This is a genomic window from Salinispora fenicalii (assembly GCF_000514815.1).
In the GTDB taxonomy this organism is placed as follows: domain Bacteria; phylum Actinomycetota; class Actinomycetes; order Mycobacteriales; family Micromonosporaceae; genus Micromonospora; species Micromonospora fenicalii.
Genome location: NZ_KI911471.1, coordinates 64,967 through 84,042, shown reverse-complemented (window position 1 = coordinate 84,042; position 19,076 = coordinate 64,967). Strand labels below are relative to the sequence as shown.

16 protein-coding genes are annotated in these 19,076 nt (G+C 69.1%); all 16 read left to right on the top strand.

Translation table 11 applies throughout. The features are described 5' to 3' along the window. The first annotated feature begins 13 nt into the window (after nucleotides 1–13). The 16 genes from B116_RS0118190 to B116_RS26900 all read left to right on the top strand — a co-directional run bounded on the left by B116_RS0118190 (nucleotide 14) and on the right by B116_RS26900 (nucleotide 19,029). Nucleotides 14–319, top strand: coding sequence for a hypothetical protein (locus B116_RS0118190; RefSeq protein WP_018722778.1), 306 nt, complete (start codon nucleotides 14–16; stop codon nucleotides 317–319). Beyond that, on the top strand, nucleotides 316–2,994 hold the full coding sequence (alaS, locus tag B116_RS0118185; protein ID WP_027660885.1) for an alanine--tRNA ligase: 2,679 nt from the start codon (nucleotides 316–318) through the stop codon (nucleotides 2,992–2,994). Before B116_RS0118190 ends, alaS begins: the two co-directional genes overlap by 4 nt. A gap of 64 nt (nucleotides 2,995–3,058) precedes the next feature. After that, nucleotides 3,059–3,520, top strand: coding sequence for a Holliday junction resolvase RuvX (gene ruvX / locus B116_RS0118180; protein WP_018722780.1), 462 nt, complete (start codon nucleotides 3,059–3,061; stop codon nucleotides 3,518–3,520). Continuing rightward, the gene (gene mltG, locus B116_RS0118175) at nucleotides 3,517–4,740 is read left to right on the top strand and encodes an endolytic transglycosylase MltG (protein ID WP_018722781.1); all 1,224 of its coding nucleotides are present in this window, start codon (nucleotides 3,517–3,519) and stop codon (nucleotides 4,738–4,740) included. Before ruvX ends, mltG begins: the two co-directional genes overlap by 4 nt. Further along, complete coding sequence (locus B116_RS0118170; protein WP_027660884.1) at nucleotides 4,730–5,557, top strand: shikimate dehydrogenase; 828 nt, start codon at nucleotides 4,730–4,732, stop codon at nucleotides 5,555–5,557. Before mltG ends, B116_RS0118170 begins: the two co-directional genes overlap by 11 nt. A 275-nt stretch (nucleotides 5,558–5,832) precedes the next feature. Then, nucleotides 5,833–7,734: a hypothetical protein gene (locus B116_RS0118165; protein ID WP_188116045.1), complete on the top strand. Its 1,902-nt coding sequence runs from the start codon at nucleotides 5,833–5,835 to the stop codon at nucleotides 7,732–7,734. 87 nt (nucleotides 7,735–7,821) lie between these two features. Further along, entirely contained in the window at nucleotides 7,822–8,364 is a 543-nt protein-coding gene (locus tag B116_RS0118160; RefSeq protein WP_155245745.1) for an acyltransferase, read from the top strand. Beyond that, on the top strand, nucleotides 8,357–10,018 hold the full coding sequence (locus B116_RS0118155; RefSeq protein ID WP_027660882.1) for a hypothetical protein: 1,662 nt from the start codon (nucleotides 8,357–8,359) through the stop codon (nucleotides 10,016–10,018). Before B116_RS0118160 ends, B116_RS0118155 begins: the two co-directional genes overlap by 8 nt. An 8-nt stretch (nucleotides 10,019–10,026) precedes the next feature. Beyond that, a complete protein-coding gene (locus B116_RS0118150) occupies nucleotides 10,027–11,424 on the top strand; it encodes an O-antigen ligase family protein (protein WP_027660881.1) in 1,398 nt (465 codons plus the stop codon). Beyond that, nucleotides 11,421–12,989, top strand: a complete 1,569-nt coding sequence (locus tag B116_RS0118145) for a lipopolysaccharide biosynthesis protein (protein ID WP_027660880.1) — start codon at nucleotides 11,421–11,423, stop codon at nucleotides 12,987–12,989. Before B116_RS0118150 ends, B116_RS0118145 begins: the two co-directional genes overlap by 4 nt. Before the next feature lie 8 nt (nucleotides 12,990–12,997). Continuing rightward, nucleotides 12,998–13,900 (top strand): sulfotransferase domain-containing protein, encoded by a 903-nt coding sequence (locus B116_RS0118140; RefSeq protein ID WP_026271351.1) that lies wholly within the window; start codon nucleotides 12,998–13,000, stop codon nucleotides 13,898–13,900. Beyond that, complete coding sequence (locus B116_RS0118135; protein ID WP_027660879.1) at nucleotides 13,897–15,168, top strand: hypothetical protein; 1,272 nt, start codon at nucleotides 13,897–13,899, stop codon at nucleotides 15,166–15,168. The genes B116_RS0118140 and B116_RS0118135 overlap by 4 nt, the downstream gene beginning before the upstream one ends. A 135-nt stretch (nucleotides 15,169–15,303) precedes the next feature. Further along, complete coding sequence (locus B116_RS0118130) at nucleotides 15,304–15,786, top strand: glycosyltransferase family protein (RefSeq protein WP_018722790.1); 483 nt, start codon at nucleotides 15,304–15,306, stop codon at nucleotides 15,784–15,786. 161 nt (nucleotides 15,787–15,947) lie between these two features. Next, on the top strand, nucleotides 15,948–16,514 hold the full coding sequence (locus B116_RS0118125; RefSeq protein ID WP_223874631.1) for a glycosyltransferase: 567 nt from the start codon (nucleotides 15,948–15,950) through the stop codon (nucleotides 16,512–16,514). Then, a complete protein-coding gene (locus B116_RS0118120) occupies nucleotides 16,511–17,449 on the top strand; it encodes a glycosyltransferase family 2 protein (protein WP_397540806.1) in 939 nt (312 codons plus the stop codon). The genes B116_RS0118125 and B116_RS0118120 overlap by 4 nt, the downstream gene beginning before the upstream one ends. A 380-nt stretch (nucleotides 17,450–17,829) precedes the next feature. Continuing rightward, entirely contained in the window at nucleotides 17,830–19,029 is a 1,200-nt protein-coding gene (locus B116_RS26900; RefSeq protein ID WP_155255762.1) for a Clp protease N-terminal domain-containing protein, read from the top strand. Nucleotides 19,030–19,076: the final 47 nt, after the last annotated feature.

Below are 19,076 nucleotides of genomic sequence, written 5' to 3'. Positions count from 1 at the left end.
GGAGGGGGAGAGCATGAGGCGGTTGTTCTGGCTGGGCATCGGGCTGGCCGTAGGCGTGCTGGTGGTCCGCAAGGCCACCCGGACGGCCCAGGCCTACACGCCGGCCGGGATCGCCGGCGGGCTATCCGAATCCGCTGGCGGCCTGGCCGAGTCGGTACGTAGCTTCGTGTCGGACGTCCGGATCGGAATGGCCGAGCGCGAGCAGGAGATTCACGAGGCCTTCGCCCGCGGCGAGGCGTTCGACGACACTGTCGCCGACCTGCGGGGATATCCGCTCACCGGCGACCGAGAGACTTTCCCGGAGGAGCACCAGCGATGAAGACGGCGGAGATCAGGCGGCGGTACCTCGCGCACTTCGAGGCGAATGGTCACACCGTGGTGCCGTCCGCTCCGCTGCCCGCGATCAGCGACCCGAACCTACTGTTCGTCGCCGCCGGCATGATGCAGTTCGTCCCCTACTTTCTGGGGCAGCAGACCGCGCCCTACAAGCGGGCCGTCAGCGTGCAGAAGTGCCTCCGTACGCCGGATATCGACGAGGTGGGCAAGACCAGCCGGCACGGCACGTTCTTCCAGATGAACGGCAACTTCTCGTTCGGGGACTACTTCAAGGACGAGGCGATCCGGCTGGCCTGGGATCTGTCCACCAAGCCGGTTGGCGCCGGGGGGCTCGGACTCGACCCGGAGCGGATCTGGCCGACGGTCTACCACGACGACGATGAGGCGTTCGGGATCTGGCGGTCCGTCGGGGTGCCGGCGGATCGGATCGTACGTCGCGGCAAGGCCGACAACTTCTGGTCGATGGGCATCCCCGGCCCGTGCGGGCCGTGCTCCGAGCTGTTCTACGACCGCGGTCCCGCGTACGGCCCGGAGGGTGGCCCGGCGGTGGACGAGGACCGCTACGTGGAGTTCTGGAACCTCGTCTTCATGCAGTTCGAGCGGGGGCCGGGCATCGGCAAGGAGGACTACCCGATCCTCGGCGACCTGCCGGCGAAGAATATCGACACCGGGATGGGCCTGGAGCGGATGGCCTCCATCCTCCAGGGCGTGGACAACCTCTACGAGATCGACGAGGTACGGCCGATCCTGGCCAAAGCTGCCGAGCTGACCGGCAAGCGGTATGGCGCGCACTCCAGTCAGGTCGCTAGCGAGTCACACCCGGACGATGTCCGGTTGCGGGTCGTTGCCGACCATGTCCGCACCGCACTGATGCTGATCGGGGACGGGGTAACCCCGAGTAATGAGGGGCGGGGCTACGTGCTGCGCCGCATCATGCGCCGGGCGATCCGCTCGATTCGGCTGTTGGGCTGGCAGGAACGGGCGATGCCCGAGCTGCTGCCGGTGGCTCGCGACTGCATGGCCCCGTCGTACCCGGAACTGGCGACGGACTTCGGCCGGATCGCCGACTACGCGTACGCGGAGGAGGACGCGTTCCTGTCCACGCTGCGCGCCGGCACCACGATCCTGGACACCGCCATCGCTGAGACCCGCACCGCGGGCCGGCGGGCGATCTCCGGCGCGAAGGCGTTTCAGCTGCACGACACGTACGGCTTCCCGATCGACCTGACTCTGGAGATCGCCAGCGAGCAGGGTCTGCAGGTCGATGCCGAGGGCTTCCGTCGGCTGATGGCCGACCAGCGGGCGCGGGCTAAGGCCGACGCGCAGGCCCGCAAGACGGGGCACGTGGACCTGTCCGCGTACCGGACGGTGCTGGATGAGGGTGGCCCGGTCACCTTCACCGGCTACCAGGAGGTTTCCCGCGAGTCGACGGTGCGGGCGGTGCTCGGCGCGGCCAGCCCGCACGCCGCGGCGGTGGAGGGCGAGACGGTCGAGCTGGTCCTCGACACCACCCCGTTCTACGCCGAGGGTGGTGGTCAGCAGCCGGATCTCGGTGTGATCACCGTCGGTGGAGGGCAGGTGGAGGTCCTCGACGTACAGCAGCCGGTGCCGGGGTTGATCGTCCACCGGGCCCGGGTGCTGCGGGGCGAGGTGCGTGTGGGCGAGACCGGCTTCGCCGAGATCGACACCGATCGCCGGCGGGCGATTTCCCGGTCGCACACCGCGACTCACCTCGTGCACCAGACCATGCGCAACTTCCTCGGTGAGTCCGCCACCCAGGCCGGCTCGCTGAATGCACCGGGGCGGCTCCGCTTCGACTTCAACACCCCGACCGGGGTGGCGCCGAGCGTCTTGCGGGATGTGGAACAGCAGGTCAACGAGGCGCTCCTGGCCGACCTGGAGGTGCGTGCGTTCGTCACTTCGCTGGCCGAGGCGCGGCGGATCGGTGCGATGGCGCTCTTCGGCGAGAAGTACGGCGAGCAGGTACGAGTCGTCGAGGTCGGTGACTACGCGCGAGAGCTGTGCGGTGGTACCCACGTGGGTCGCTCTGGCCAGCTCGGCCTGGTGAAGATTCTCTCTGAGTCATCGATCGGATCCGGAGTTCGCCGGGTCGAGGCGTTGGTCGGGATTGACGCGTTCAACTTCCTTGCCCGCGAGCACCTGCTCGTGGCCCGCCTCGCCGAGCTGTACCGGGTGCCATCCGACCAGGTCGCGGAGCGGGTGGAGCAGACCGTTACCCAGCTGCGTGACGCCGAGAAGGAGTTGGAGAAGCTGCGCGCGCAGCTGGTACTCGGTGGCGCGGCAGCCCTCGCCGCCCAGGCGAGCGAGGTACGTGGGGTGGCGTACGTCGGGACCGAGGCGCCCGAGGGCGCGGCCGGCAATGATGTGCGGACCCTCGCGCTGGAGATCCGAAGCCGGATTGACCCGGCGCGTCCCGCGGTGGTCGCGGTGGCGGCCCGGGCGAACGGCAAGGCTTCGCTGGTGGTGGCGGTCAACCCAGCCGCCCGGAGTCAGGGGCTGTCGGCGGCGGATCTGGTCAAGGTAGCCTTCGCCGGGCGGGGTGGGGGCAGCCCCGAGTTGGCCCAGGGGGGCGGCCTGCCGGCGGCGGAGGCGCCGGGGTTGCTCCGGACTGTCGAGAATGCCATCGCTGGGGCGTAGGGTGCCGGGGGATACCCGGTGCCGCAGGTGCAGCCCGTTCGTTCTCCCAAGGAGGTGACCATTCGTGACGCAGTGGTCCCGGGGCGTACGCCTCGGGGTGGATGTCGGACAGGTTCGGGTTGGTGTGGCTCGGTCCGACCCACACGGCGTCCTGGCTACCCCGCTGGTCACCCTCGCCCGGGATCGCACCGCCGCGCCGGAGGCGACCCCCAGCGACATGGCCGAGCTGGCCGCGCTGGTGACCGAACATGAGGCGGTCGAGGTGGTGGTTGGCCTGCCGGTGAATCTCGCCGGTCGGCAGGGCCCCGCCGCCGTACACGTGCAGGCCTATGTCGGCCGTTTGGTCGAGGTGATTTCGCCTGTGCCGGTGACGCTCGCCGACGAGCGGATGTCGACGGTGGTGGCAAGTCGTAGGCTTGCTGAGCGTGGCGTTCGGGGGCGGCGGCAGCGGGCGGTGGTGGACCAGGCGGCCGCGGTGGAAATCCTGCAGAGCTGGCTCGATGCGCAGCGGAGGCGGATGCAATGATCGAGGATCTGGACCCTGAGTTCGACACCGATCGGGGAGAGAAGGGCCGGCATCGGCGCGGCTACGTGCGTAAGCGTCAGCGCCAGCGAGAGCGCGGCTCAGGCGGCAGGCGCGGCTCAGGCGGCGGGCGCGGCAAGACCGTGTTGGCCCTGCTGCTGACCCTGACTCTGCTCGGTGGCCTCGGCGGTGGCGCGTTCTACGGCTTTGACCGGATTCAGAATTTTCTCGGCACGCCCGACTACGATGGCGCCGGGACTGAGGCGGTGACGGTCGAGATCCCAGAGGGGGCCCCGATCGCCGCTATCGCGGTCACACTTTACGAGGCCGGGGTCATCAAGAGCACCAAGGCGTTCATCAATGCGGCGGAGGATAACAGCCAGAGCAAGAGCATTCAGCCCGGCCAGTACGAATTGCGTAAGCAGATGAGTGGCGAGTACGCCGTGGCCGCGATGCTGGACCCGAAGAATCGGATTGTTAACGGGGTCACTGTCCCCGAGGGGCGGACGGCGAAGAACATCTACAAGCTGCTCGCCGAAGAGACCGAGATCCCGGCTGAGGAATTCGAGGCGGCGGCGAAGGATCCGCTCGCGCTCGGGGTCCCGGAGTGGTGGTTCAAGCGGACGGATGACCGGACGGTCAAGCCGTCAATCGAGGGCTTTCTCTTCCCCGACACCTACGAGTTTCCCCCGGACCCCACGGCTGAGTCGATTCTCGCGTTGATGGTGGAGCGGTTCCTCGCTGTCGCCGAGGAGTTGGAGTTCGTCGACCGGGTGCAGAACGAACGTCAGATCGCGCCGTACGAGGCGCTGATCGTCGCGTCGCTCGCCCAAGCCGAAGCGGGTACTCCGGAGGACCTCGGCAAGGTCGCCCGCGTCGCCTACAACCGGGTTTACGGCGACTTCCCGTGTAACTGCCTGCAGATGGACGTCACGGTCAACTACCACCTGGAGTTGACCGGCAAGGAGACCAAAACCTCGGCCGAGATGACGCGGGATGAGCTGCTCGATACGGAGAGCCCGTACAGCCGTCAGCTCAAGGGTCTGATCCCCACGCCGATCAACAACCCGGGCCAGTTGGCGATGGAAGGCGCCATGGATCCGCCGCCGGGAAAGTGGCTCTTCTTCGTCGCGATCAACAAGGAGGGGGAGTCCGCCTTCGCGGAAACCTACGAGGAGCAGCTGCGCAACGAGGCCAAGGCGAGGGAGGCGGGTGTCATCTGAGCGCGTGCGGGCGGCGGTGGTCGGCGACCCGATCGCGCACTCCCTCTCTCCGGTGATCCACAACGCTGGCTACGCCGCGGTCGGCCTGGACGACTGGGCGTATACCCGCTTTCGGTGTGCCCAGGCGCAGCTGCCCTCCCTGGTCGCCGGCCTGGGGCCGGAGTGGGCGGGGCTCTCGGTCACCATGCCGGGCAAGGAGACGGCGCTTGCGGTGGCCGCGACGGCGTCGCCGGTCGCGGCCGCGGTGGGCGCGGCCAACACCCTGGTACGCCAGCCGGACGGCTCCTGGCACGCGGACAACACCGATGTCGCCGGCATGGTGGAGGTGCTGACCGCGGCCGGGGTTGCCCCGGAGTCGACGCTGACGGTGCTCGGCGCCGGTGGTACCGCCCGGGCGGCGGTGGCCGCGGCGGCGGCGCTGCGGGCTCGGACGGTGACCGTGGTGGCCCGGCGGAAGGCCGCCATCGCCGATCTGCGTCCGGTGGCTGCGGCGGTGGGGGGTTCGCTGACCGGTGTTCCGTGGGCTGACGCTGTCGCGGCCTGCGCCGCCGACGTGGTGATTTCGACCGTGCCGGCCGGGGTCGCCGACCCGCTCGCCGCGGCGGTGGCGTGGCGGCCCTCCACTGTGCTCTTCGATGCCCTTTACGACCCTTGGCCGACCCCGCTCGCGGCCGCCGCGCAGGCTGCCGGCTGCCGGGTCTGCTCGGGTCTCGATCTGCTGCTGGCCCAGGCAGTTGGCCAGTTCGAGCAGTTCACCGGGGTGCCGGCGCCGCGTGCGGCGATGGCCGCCGCGCTGACCGCGGCTCGGGCTGGCTGATTCCGTAGCGGCGACTCGTCGCGTGTCACTGGGGTGGACCGGCGGTGACGTGCGCGCCGAGCAGGGGCTGCCGAGCATGGTCAGACCGCTAGGCACGGCCGACAGTTGGTCAAATATCAACCAATCGGTGGATATTCCTTCTGAGGTGGGCAAGGCAGGCTACGCGAGTTCTCACCTTGGGGAGGTGTCGCGTGCCTGGGTTCTCGCTTCGTTGGCGGACTTTGACTCGCCCTGTTCGAACGGCCGTGATCTGTTCGGTAACCGTCGTCGCAGCAATGCTCGTACCGTCTGCGGCGGCTGCCACCGTCCCGCCGGTGCCCGAGCCGCAGATCCTGGTGTCGAGCGATCCGGTCGATGAGACACCGCACGCCCGCGACGGCGAGGCCCGCGCGTTCGCGGAGATCGGCTCGACGGTGTACGTCGGGGGCACCTTCACCCAGATCCGGCAGGACCCGACTGCGGCATGGGTCAGTCAGCGCTACCTGTTTGGCTATGACAAGGTCACCGGGGCGATCTCGACGACCTTCCTGCCGGTGCTCGACGGTGCGGTCAACTCGTTGATCGCCGGCCCGAACGACATGTTGATCGTCGGTGGGGCCTTCCGGAACGCCAACGGGGTGGCCCGACGGAATCTGGTGGCGCTCGACCCGAGCACCGGCGCCACCGTCGACAGCTGGGTGGGCCGCTCCGATGGTGGCAACGTGCGGGATATGGTGCTGCACGGCGACTGGCTCTATCTGGCGGGCGCCTTCAACTGGGTGAACGGCACTGCGCACGCCGGGCTGGCCCGACTGCATGCCAGCACGGGAGCGATCGACTCGACTTTCGCCATCAACGCCACCGTGGGGCGACACGACACCAACTCGTACGTCTGGACCATTGATGTCTCGCCGGACGGGGGCACTCTCGTGGCCGGCGGTAATTTCATGGAAGTCAATGGCCTGTCGCGGAACCAGATGGTGTTGGTCGACCTCTCGGGTACGCCGAGTGTTCTCGACTGGAGCTCGGAGAAGTTCGTGGCGCCCTGCCGCCGACCCGACGTCTTCGTCCACTATGTACAGGATGTGAGGTTCGGTGGTTCTGGCAGTTGGTTCGTCGTCGGCACCAACGGCGGGTCGGGCTGGCCGGCCGCGTACTGCGACGCGCTGGTGCGGTTCGAGACCGCGGCCCGCGGCAGTGGTCAGCTTGGCACGTGGGTGCAATACACCGGTAACGACACCATTACCTCGGTCGAGGTGGCCGATAACGTCATCTATCTCGGGGGGCACTTTCGCTGGCTGAACAACCCGAACGGGAGCGACAAGGCCGGCGACGGTGCCGTTGATCGACTCGGTATCGCTGCCGTCACCCCGGCCACCGGGATGCCGGTGAACTGGAATCCCCGTCGCAGCGGTGGCTCGTCGCTGCCCCCTGGCGCCAGCTCGTGGGGCACCACCGTCCCGGTGCTCTGGCGAGGCGAGGACGGGTTGCACTTCGGGCACAACTCCGATGGCATGGGGAGTGAGTACCACGGCCGGCTCGGGATGTTTCCCCGCTCCGGTGGTCGGACGATCACCCCGAAGAACCCGCCGACCGCGGCCAGCGGCAATCTCTACCTGGGTACCGGGGAGGGCGAACTGGCCCGGGTCCCGTTCGACGGTACGGGCATCGGTTCACCGACCACGGTCAGCCAGCCGAACTACACCGGCGCCGGGGCGACCTGGGGAATGAGTGACCGGATCTACTGGGCACGCACCGTCGCCGACGCCCCGACCGGCAGCCGGATTGACATCTCCATGTTCCCCGGGGGCGTGGTCGGCGTCCCCTGGGAGTCGTCTGGGTACAACGACTGGTTCGACGCGGGGGACCTGAGTGGAGCCTTCTTTCTCGACGGCCGCCTCTACTACACCCGGCTCGGCGCCGACGATCTCTACTACCGATACTTCGAGACGGACGGGAACTACCTCGGTGCCACCGAGTTCACGCTGCCCACTACCGGGGTCAACTGGTCGACGGTGCGGGGTATGGCCTGGGTGGACGGCAAGATCGTGCACGGAAACACCGACGGGAACCTGCGCAGCGTCCCCTTCCGGCCGGCGGTAGAACCGGTGGTGGACGGCGCGGAAAGTGTCCTACTTGCGACCGCGAGCCCGGAGCTGACGTGGTCCACTCCGCGGCTGTTCTTCGCCGTACAGTAAGGCAATCGAGTACCGTCGATTATGGTGGATGATTCGCGTTGGCTGGCGGTGACTTATGCTGTCGTCCCCTGACGTGGGGAGGGGTCGTTGAGAGATATCCGCCGTGGAATTGGGGTAAAAGCCGTGTTTGCGTTGAAGCGCGGCTGGTACCGGTTGCGTTATCCGGGGCTGAGTCTTGGCCGGGATGTGGAGATCCGTGGGCGGGTCCGGCTACGCCGTGGCGTGCGGGTGCACATCGGTGACCGGACTCGGATCAACAAGCTGGTGCGGTTCGCTGGTCCGGGCGAGGTCCACATCGGTGCCGATTGTCTGTTGAATGCGACCTGGATCGGCGTCTGGACCTCGGTTACGGTCGGTGACCGTTGCCTCTTGTCGGACTGTGAGGTGCGGGACAACGACTTCCACAATCTGCGGCCCGAGGTGCGACACGACCCGCCCTCTCCCCGTGCCAAAGCCCCGATCGTCATAGCGGACAACGTCTGGGTTGGCGCACACGCACTCGTGCTGAAGGGGGTGCGGATCGGCCAGGACAGTGTCGTGGGCGCCGCCACGGTGGTCCGGACGGATGTCCCGCCCCGGGTGGTGGTTATCGGAAATCCGCAACAGATAGTGAAGAAATTTAATGACTAGTGTTGCTGGTGGCGGCTTGGACGCCAACGCTGCTTCTGGTGGGGGGACACCGGGTCGAACGGTCACCCTGACCGACCTGCTTCGCGTGCCGCTGCATCGGATCCGGGTGTTGGCCGGCACCGCCGTGTTCGGGCTGCTCGCCGCAATCGGCTACGTGCTGCTGGTGCCGGGCGCGGTGACCGCCGACGCCGTGGTGGCGGTCCGACCGGTCGTCACCGACGCCTTCACGCCGAGCGGCGCGTCGGCCGACCGTGCGGTGAACATGAACGTGGAGCGCGGCATCGCCACCGGGACCGAGGTGGTACGGCGGCTGGTGGACGCCACCGGCCGGGACCAGCGTGACGTGCAGGACGCCCTCGAGCTCGAGGTGCCGACCGGGGGCCAGATCCTGCGCTTCCGATTCACCGCGAACTCACCCCAGGACGCGGTGGCGGGGGTCAACCTCGCCGCCGCGGCCTACCTCGACGTCCGCCGCACCATGTACGAGCAGCAGCGGGCGGACATCCTGCGCTCGTACGACGAGAGCATCAGCGAGGTGCAGGACCAGCAGGCGGCGCTGCAAAGTCGGATCGCCAGTGCGCAGGAGGGCGAGGCGGATGCGGCGGTGGCTGAACTGTCCGGTGTGAACAATCAACTGGTGCAGCTCAGGTCGGCCCGGACCGAGATCGCGGCGGTCGATGTCAATCCCGGTTGGGTTACCCGCGAGGCGGAGACGAACCTGGTCCCCTCGGGTGGTAACCGACTGCTCCATCTGTTCGCGGGATTGCTGGGCGGTGTGCTACTCGGCGTCGTGTTGGCCTACGGATGGGAGTCGGTGGATCGGCGCATCCGATCGGTTGACGACGGCCGGGACGCTACCGGCCTGCCCCTGCTCGGCACCGCCCGCGGCCCGAAGCCGCGCGGCTCACGGCACGCCATGGACGCCGATATGCGGTACGTGGCGATGGCCATCGCCGGGCGGACTCGCGAACCGGCTCGGATCGTGTTGTTGACCACCCGGGGGGATCAGACCGCGATGAGCGCCGGGCTGGCGGTGGCGCTCGCGGCGACCGGCCGGGAGGTGTACCTCGCCGATGACACCGGTCGCCTGGGACGGTTGCGCAGCGAAGTGCTGGCTGGCGTGGCGTGCCTGCCGGCAACGGCGCCCTCCGCCCGGCCGGTGGTGCCGCAGCAGCGCCAGGGCCCGCGGCCGGCCTCTGTTGATGAGGTCACCGAGCAGATCGTTGTCCGGCGGCCATCCCCTCGCCCGACCAGTCTTCCCCGCCAGGCGACCGCGGCCGGCAACCCCACTGCCGCTAACCGCCCGGCACCCAACGATCCGGATGGCACGATCTCGCTGCCCCGAATCGCATCCACCACGCCGAGCAGCGGAAAGAGCGCGGTCGGAGAGCCTACCGACACGGTCGTGGCGGGCGCCGGCACTATCCGGTTCGGCACCTGGCGGCAGCGGGCTGCCAGCGGGGTGGTGCTGTTCAACGCTCCACCGGCCGAGGCCGATGAGCGGGGCGTCGCGGCGGCCCGCCAGGGCGCCGCGGTGGTGGTGGTCGAGCAGGACCGGACCCGGCAGGGCGACCTACGTCGGTTGGCGGAGCGGCTGCGAGCGGCCGGCGTGACCCCCCTCGGCTTCGTCCTCACCCACCGCGGTCGGGGTTGACCGTGTCCGTGGGCGGGACCCCGGCGACGAGCGAGCTGGCCAGGGACGGGGCCACTGAGGTTCTTCCGTCGCCCGCACCGTCGCCACTACCACCGCGGCTACCGATCTGGCCGCTGGCGGTGATGTTCGGCCTGGTGCCGATCTGGTGGCTGGCCGGCGCGTTCTACCTGGGCTGGCCGCTGCTGGGCGCCGTGCTGCTGGCCCTGCTGCTGGTCCGGGGTCGGGTTCCGCTGCCGCCGGGCGCTGGGATCTGGCTGCTCTTCCTCGCCGTCGTCCTGGTCAGCGCTACCCAGCTGGGGTCGCCTAGCTCGGTGTTGACCTTCGGGCTGCGGCTGGGCTTCTACGCCACAGCCCTGGTGGTCGGCGTCTATGTCTACGTGGTGGCCCGGGAGCGGGCCGGAGGCAGTGGGGTGCTCCTGCCCCTCTGCGCGTTCTGGCTCGGGTTGGTGGCGTTGGGCTGGCTGAGCGTGCTCGCACCCCGGCTCGGCATGACCACCCCGGTGGAGGCCCTGCTGCCCGGCGGTATCGCCACCGAACCGTTCGTCTACGACATGGTTCACCTCTCCACCGCCGAGTACAGCGCCCGGTCACTGAACCCGATCTACCGTCCCGCGGCGCCGTACGCGTACACCAATAACTACGGCAGCGCGTACGCGATATTGCTGCCCTGCGTGGTCGCGGTGATCATGATGCGGCGGCGCGGGGTACTGCGCTGGCTGCTGCTCGGGTCGTTGCCGCTCTCCCTGGCACCGGCGTTTCTCACGTTGAACCGAGCGATGTTCCTCAGCCTCGGTGTTGGCCTGCTGGTGCTTGGCGTCCGGGCCGCTCGGCACGGCAACACCCGGATCGCCACCTCGATTGTCGGCGTGTTGCTAGTGGGTCTCCTGGCCACCGTGTTCATCCCGGTCACTGAGCTGATCGGGGACCGGGTGGGGAGCAGCGACACCAACACCGACCGGTTCGCCCTCTACCGTGCGGTGCTCGGGCGGGTCGGGGACTCGCCGTGGCTCGGCCATGGCGCTCCGGTGAACGTCGATACGGTCTCGGCCCAGGCGCCGATCGGCTCCCAGGGGCAGTTGTGGATGGTGCTGTTCAGCCATGGGATCCCTGCTTTGCTGTGCTTTCTGGCCTGGTTCGTCGTGACTGCCCGCTGCTGTGCCCGGGCGGCCTCGCCGGCGGGGCAGTGGCTGGCGATCGTTCCGGTGGTGTGTCTGGTGCAGATCCCCTTTTACGGCATGGCCAATCAGAACCTCGCCATCGCCTTCTACGCGATCGCCTTCGCCATGGCACGTACCGAAGGCGAACTGGCCCGACGGACCACACCCGTGCTGAATCCCGGCCCTGCTGGATCGGCACAAGGGCAGCCCCTGCGGCTGCCGACGGCCCTACCGGGGGTAGCCGAATGACCGCCGCCACCGCTGCGGCGGCGTCGTCTGACCGGCCGGACGACGCGGAGCGCCGGGATAGTGCGCGCAGCGGGATCGCTGGGCTGCTCGGCGCCGCCACCAGCGGTCTCTTCGGCTTTCTTCTCGCAGTGGTGATCACCCGCGGCTACGGCCCCACCGGCTCCGGCGTCTTCTTCGCCGCGATCGGAGTGATCACAGTGGCCACCGCCGTGTGCACGCTGGGCGCCGAGACCGGTCTGCTGTGGGCGCTGCCGCGCCGCCGCGCGGCCGGGGGGCGGGGGGACGCCGCCCGGTTGCTGCCGGTGGCTCTACTCCCACCGTTCGTGGTCGCCGCCGTGGTCGCGCTGGCCGGTTTCTTCGCCGCCGACTCACTGGCACCCCGGGTATTCGGCCCGGCCGCCGGGCCCGAACTGCTGGCGGTGAGCTTCGCCGCCGTTCCGGTGGTTGTCCTTCTGACGCTGCTACTCGCCGCCCTGCGGTGTCTCCGGCCGATTCGGGCGTACGTGTCGGTGCAGTTCTTTCTTCTGCCGGTGGCCCGGCCGGTCCTGGTCGGCGCCGCTGTCCTGGTCGGCGGTGGCCTGGTGGCCGGAGTGTCCGCCTGGCTGGTTCCGGCCGCACTCGCCCTGCTGGTCTGCCTGGCCCTGGTCGCGGGGCCGCTGCGCATCGGGCGGGGCGCCCGGCTTCGCCCCGGACAGCGGGACTGGTTGACCTTCTGGCGGTTCGCGCTGCCCCGGGCCGTCTCGGCCGCCATCGACGCCGGCAACCTGTGGATCGGGGTGCTGTTGACGTCGGCGCTCGCCGGGGCGGCGGAGGCCGGGGTGTTCGGCGCTGTCGGCCGGTACGTCCTGGCTGGCCAGCTCGCCATGCAGGGGCTGCGGGTGACGGTGGCCCCCCGGTTGTCCCGGCTGCTCGGTGCGGGCCAGACGGCCCTCGCGGCGGCCGTGCACCGGCAGCTGACCACCTGGGGGCTGGTGCTCTCCTGGCCGGTGTACCTGCTGCTCGCCGTCTTCGGGGTGGCCTTCCTGGAGCTGTTCGGGCCCGGCTTCACCGCCGGAGCCACCGCGATGACCGTGCTCGCGTTGGCGATGCTGCTGCGTACCGGAGCGGGCAACGTGCAGAGCCTGCTGCTGATGGGGGGCCGCAGTGGCCTACACCTGGCCGCCACTCTGGGTGGGCTGCTGGTGACGGTCTCGCTCGGCCTGGTGTTGATCCCCGGGCACGGCGCCACCGGCGCGGCGATGGCCTGGGCCGCGGGCATCCTCACCGAGAACCTCACCGCCGCGACGTGCGCCTGGCTCGTGGTGCGGCATCCGCTGCTGGACGCGGCGATGCTGCGCGTGGCGGCGATCACCGCCGCCGGGGTGGGCGTGGCCGCCGGGGTGGGCGTGCTGGTCGGGGGGCGGGGCATTCCCGGCCTGCTGGTGGCGGTGGCGGTGCTGGCCGTTGGTGGTGCCGGGACGTTGTCCCGAGTATGGCCCGAACTCCGGGCGAGCCTGAGGCAACTCCGTGAGCGGGAGCCGGCCGTCCCGGCCGACTCCGGCATACCAGAGCAGAAGGAAAGGTGAGGTGCGTCGTGCCGGCGATGCGTGATCGAGTGAAGCAGCTCGTGCCGACTCAGGTGACCGAGCGAGTACGGGACTCCCTCGTCGGCTACGGCGTGCAGACCAGTGACCGACGGCCGCTGCCAGATTTCCTCGTCATCGGTACCAAACGGGGTGGGACCACGTCACTGTGGAACTATCTGATCCAGCATCCGTTGGTGCCGCGGCTCTTCCCGGCCTGGAACACGAAGGCCACGCACTACTTCGAGGAGCACTGGCGGCGCGGCGAGGCGTGGTACCGATCGCACTTCCCGACGACCCGTCACCGGGCGGCGCTCCAGCGGCGGCACGGGGGCCCAGTCCGGGCCGGTGAAGCCGCCCCGCTGTACATGTTCCACCCGCTCGCCGCCGAGCGGGTCGCCGCGCTCATGCCATCGGTCAAGCTGGTCGTGCTGCTGCGGGATCCGGTGCAGCGTGCCTACTCGCACTGGAAGGAGCGGCGCACCCACGGCATCGAGCCGCTGGACTTCGCCGCCGCCCTCGGCGCCGAGCAGGAGCGCACCGCGGGGGAGCGGGAGCGGCTGGTTGCCGAGCCGGAGTACGTCAGCGAGGCGTACGACTGGTACACCTACCGGGCCCGGGGCCGCTACCTCGAGCACCTTGAGCCGTGGCTGGACCGGTTCGACCGTACGCAGTTCCTCTTCCTACGCAGCGAAGATCTCTATCGAGACGCCCGGTCAACGTACGGCCGTACCCTCTCCTTCCTCGGGCTGCCGGCGTACGACCTGGCGAGTTTCCGGGTCTACAACGACCGTCGCTCCGCGCCGCTGGAGCCGGAGCTTCAGGCGGAGCTGACGGCCTACTACCGCCCCTACAACGACGCGCTGCGGCAGCGGCTCGGAATGGACTTCGACTGGCCGGACGGCGCCGCATGACTGAATCGGTCACTGCCTCCGCCGACCCGCGTACCCGTACTGACGGGTTGGGCTGGGTCACCCGGGCGGTCTTCGGTGTTGAGCGGGTCGGGCTCACCGTGGACGGCCGGCCGCCGACCGGGCACCGGGCAGTAGCGCGGTACGCGATTGTGCCCTCTGTGGAGCGGGCCCGGTTTCTGTTGCCGCTGGGCTCCAAGCGGGCAACGGCTGCGTCGCTGTTGGCGTACAACGCGCTGCGACCGCCCCGGGTGCGGGCGGCGCGGGCGGCTCTCGGTGGGTTCGCCCGGCTCGGTGGGCTGGAGTTGGCCCGGTTCTCGGTCCTGACAGTGTCGCTGCCCGAAGCGGCCGACGCGGTCGCCGCGGACGAGGCGCTGCTCGTGCACCGACTCGCCGCCCTGCAGGGCTGGGGACCCGCGTACGCGGCGTGTGGGGTGCGACCGCCGGATCCGAACCACAAGCCGACGCTGCAACTGTTCGCCCCGGAAGGTCGTCCGCTGGGCTTCGCGAAGATCGGCTGGAACGATGCCACCCGGGCCCTGGTGACCACTGAGGCGGCGGCCCTGCGGGAACTTCCCGCGCTGGCTCGGGTGCCGGAGCACCCGGTGGCGCCGCGACTGCTGGCCGAGCTTCGGTGGGCCGGTCGCTCCGTCGCGTTGGTGGAGCCGCTGCCGCCCGCGGTCCGCGGGCTGTCCAGCACCGCCGAGCCCGAGGTCGCCGCGGTGCTCGCGGTGGCTCGCCGGGGCCACCCGCCCGCCCGGCGTCGGCCACTGGCCGGATCGAGCTTTCTGGCCCGCCTCACCCGGACCGCGCACCGGGCCGCCGCCACGATGCCGGCCGATACCCGGGTGGTCGCGGCGGTGGCCGGGCTCGCTTCGCGGCACGGGGAGACCCGGGTCGAGTTCGGGCACTGGCATGGCGACTGGGTTCCGTGGAACCTTGGTCGGGATGCCGGCCGGCTGGTCGCCTGGGACTGGGAGCACAGCGCCCCGGACGTCCCGCTCGGCTTCGACCTGGCGCACGACGCGTTCCAGCGGGCCCTGGTGCTGCGGGGTTCCTCCGCCGCCGTCGCGGCCGACGCTGTTGACCTCCAACTTCGACGGTACGGCGACGCGCTCGGCCTGGACCGGGCCGGGCAGCGTCTGGTGGCTGACACGTACCTGCTGGAGCTGTGGTTGCGGACCTGGCGCCTGGCCAACGCCGGGGCGGGTTGGAACCCCGCGCTGCACCCCGCTCTGCTGGAGCTTTTCGGGCAGCGGGACCACCGGTGACAGCCCGGTTGCCCGATGCCCCCACGGCGCGATACGTGATCTGCTTTCGCACATCATCGATCGCATCTGAGGCGAAAAGAGTCGATGAGGCTTGCATGGAGCCGTATGCAAAAGAAAGTGAACGGTGAAGCTTGCATGGAGACGTACCCCGAGGGTCGCGGTGACTCCCCGGTCCTGCTGCTCGTCGGATCGAGCGGTGGGCACTTGGCCCAGCTGCTGGCGCTGCGCTCCTGGTACGAGCGCTGGCACCGCTGCTGGGTAACCTTCGACACCCCGGACGCGCTCTCCCAGCTCGCGGGGGAAGAGGTTGTCTCGGCGCACCACCCGACCACCCGCAATGTGCCCAACCTGGTGCGCAACGCGCTCCTGGCGGTGCGGGTGCTGCGGCGGCGTCGGGTGGCGGCGGTGGTGACGACTGGAGCCGGGGTTGCGGTGCCGTTCGTGGTGTTCGCCTGGCTGCGGCGAATTCCCACCGTCTATGTCGAGGTGTACGACCGGATCGACACCCCGACCCTGACCGCGCGCCTGTGTCGCCCGTTCCTGTCCGCGATGCTTGTGCAGTGGGAGGAGCAACGTCGGCACTACCCGGAGGCGACTGTGGTGGGGCCGCTGCTGTGAGCGTGGAGAGTGCGGGCGGCGCGACGACGCGCGATGCCAGGTTTCGTCAACCCGGGTGGAGGGGGGATTCGGTGAGTACGGAGCGAGTCGTAGCGCCGGTGGGGTCCGAGTTCGGTCGTGTTCCCCGGCAACGGAATCGGTCTGGTGTCGGTCGGGCGCAGGTGTTGGTCATGGTCGGTACCGACAAGCACCCGTTTGACCGGCTGGTCGATTGGCTTCGGAGTTGGCAACCCACAGTCTCCGATCGAGTAGTGCTGTCCGTCCAACATGGTCACACCGGAGCGGACGACGTTCCCGGGGCGGTTCCCTTCCTGGGGCACGCTGAGCTTCAAACGGCGATCTCCGCGGCCGACCTCGTGATCTGTCACGGCGGCCCGGCCACCATCCTGGAGGCGCGGCGGCATGGCCGGGTGCCGATCGTGGTCCCCCGGGATCCGTCCCACGGCGAGCACGTTGACGACCACCAGCTGCGGTTCGCGCGGCGACTCGGGGCGGCGGGCCTGGTGGTGGTGTGCGAGACCCGGGCGGCGCTGGTGGCGGCGCTCACCGCTGGCCTGGCCGAGCCGTCCCGGTTCGTCGTCCGGGCCGACCCCGATTCGGCCCGGGCGCGGGCGGCCGCCGTGGCCCGGGTCGGGGAGATCGTGGAAGACCTGGTGGTCGCGGCGAACGGCCGACGAGGATGGTGGCGGCCGTGGTCACGGTCGCCCCGGAGTGGAGCGCGAGGATGACCGCACTGCCGCAGGTGACCGCACTGCCGAAGGTGAGTGCCGTGGTGCCCACCCGGGACCGCCCGGAGTTGCTGCGGGCCGCGGTCCGCACCATCCTCGACCAGGACTATCCGGGTGAGCTCGAGGTGGTCGTCGTGTACGACCGTTCGGAGCCGGATCCGACCCTGACCGAGCTGTCCCGACCGGGTCGACTGGTCCGGATCACCGAGAACGGCCGGACTCCCGGCCTCGCGGGTGCCCGCAACACCGGCACCCTGGCCGCCACCGGCGAGTTGATCGCCTTCTGCGACGACGACGACGAGTGGCTGCCCGACAAGCTGTCGGCACAGGTTGCGGCGCTCACCACCACTCCGGGCGCCGAGTTCGTCTCGTGTGGCATCCGCGTGAGCTACGACGGACACACCGTTGATCGGTCGTTGTCCCGTGACCGGATCACCTTCGCCGACCTGCTGCGGGATCGGATGACCGAGCTGCACCCGTCGACGTTCCTCATCCGCGCCGCAGCTCTCCACGACGGCTTCGGGCTGGTCGACGAGGAGATTCCGGGCAGCTACGCGGAGGACTACGAGTTTCTGCTGCGGGCCGCCCGCAGCGCACCGTTGGTCAATCTGCGCACCCCGCTGGTGCTGGTGCGTTGGCACAAACGGTCGTACTTCGCGCAGCGCTGGGACACCATCTCGGAGGCGTTGCAGTGGCTGCTGGAGCGCTACCCGGAGTTCGGCACCCAGCCGGCCGGTGCGGCCCGGGTGGCGGGGCAGATCGCCTTCGCGCGCGCCGCGTCCGGTGACCGCCAGGGCGCGCTGAGCTGGGCCCACCGCACCCTCCGGTTCAATCCGCGCGAGCCACGGGCCTACCTGGCGCTCGCGGTGGCCGGGCGGGTGGTCCGGGCGGACGCGGTGCTGCGCACGCTGCACAAGCGCGGCCGGGGAATCTAGGTCACAGACCCACCCACTCATCCCATACCAGCCGTGAGAGCAGCAACCCCTGTTGACGTAGTAGATAAGGAGTTCGTTCGATGGCACTTCATTCATTGAGATTTCGTCTAGTGGACTCACCTTCTTCGTTTGGCGCCAAACGAAGGGCGCGACGGGAAGCCTGCACTCAAGTACCTGGCTACTAGACCGGGAAGGTACCTGTGGCGGGCCTACTGGTGGGCGGTTGGCAAGGCAAAGGTTTATTCCTCCAACGAGCGGGTTAAGCGTGGTTTGGATTGCGGAAGAGCCTTATATACCGCGATGAGTAACGTACGCTATGGTGGTTATAGGAGTAAGGCGATTGCATTTACAGCAGGATTTGTGTTCGGTGCAGTAACGAGGTGGCGTTGCTTCCCGAGGGGCAAGTACTCATGATGCCCGAGGATGCCTATCCGCCTGTCGGCGTGGGCGCGGAGGTCGCCGACGTGCTTAGAGCCGCCTACTACTACGCGTTGACCGATGGCCGTAGAGTGGTGGTGCCCAGCCAACTGCTCGTGGCAGCTGCACGTAACGACGACCGGGCCGCCCGACTTCTGGGCCCGAAAATCGCCGAGGCTCGCACGGCGATACCGATGCGCGAGGATCAGGAAGCCACAGTTGCAGCCGGGTCCAGCGGAGCTGGATATGCCGGGGTGTTAAGAGAAGCCAGCTGGTGGGTGCGCCGTGCCAACCCGGCTCCCGCGTGCGACATCGTGCCGGTGTGGTCGGGGTCGGTTGGCGCGGCATTGGTCCGGTCTACCGACTTGGCCCGGGCAGCCGGGGTGAGCCGACTCGACGTACCACACCTACTGCTCGGGCTACTCGACCCGGCCGAACCGTCGGTCACCGCGCTCACCGAACGTGTCGGTGTAACTGTGGCAGCCGTTCGGCGGCAGATCGGAGCTGCCGATCTCGGCGTTGAGCCCGCGCCCTTCGTTCCGCTGATCGATGCGATGCGGGTGGCCGGGGCTGCCCAGAGTCGTGGGCCTTGGCTGGTGCGCTGGATTCCGGCGCTGGTGGCCCGCTTTACGAGCCGGGAAGCCAGGTGGGGCGGTCCTATCCTGGCATGCTTGGAACGTGAGGTGATGCGCCAGACAGTTCTTGTCGGGCACGACGTTGTCCAGAGTAGCTCCGTGTTGCTGGCGATCGTAAATCTCGACGTACAACTGGGGGCCGTCGGTGAGCGGTTGCGGACACCATTCCTGCCACACAATCAGGGTGGCCGACTGTTGATCGAAGCCGGCTTCGACTTTACAAGGGCGCAGTCGGTGGCCGAATTGCTTGCCGAGGTAGAGCGAGAGACGCTACCTGTCAGCGAGTCCGCTACTCGATTCTGGGATACCGGTAGACCCGGAGACCCGCTGTGGAGTACTGCGGCGGTTCGCAATATGGACCAGGCAACCAGCATCGCTCGGGAATGCGGACACCACGACGCTGGGACATCTCATCTCCTCGCGGCAGCGCTACAAGAAGGCGGTGCTGCCGCGCGGCTTCTGACGAATCTAAGTCTCGACAAAGAAGAACTTTTACGCCGGGTGCTTCGTAGCTTTGCGGATAGCTGATTGCAGTAGCGGTGCCTGTTTCGCTAGTCGCGGTGCAGGCATCGTTT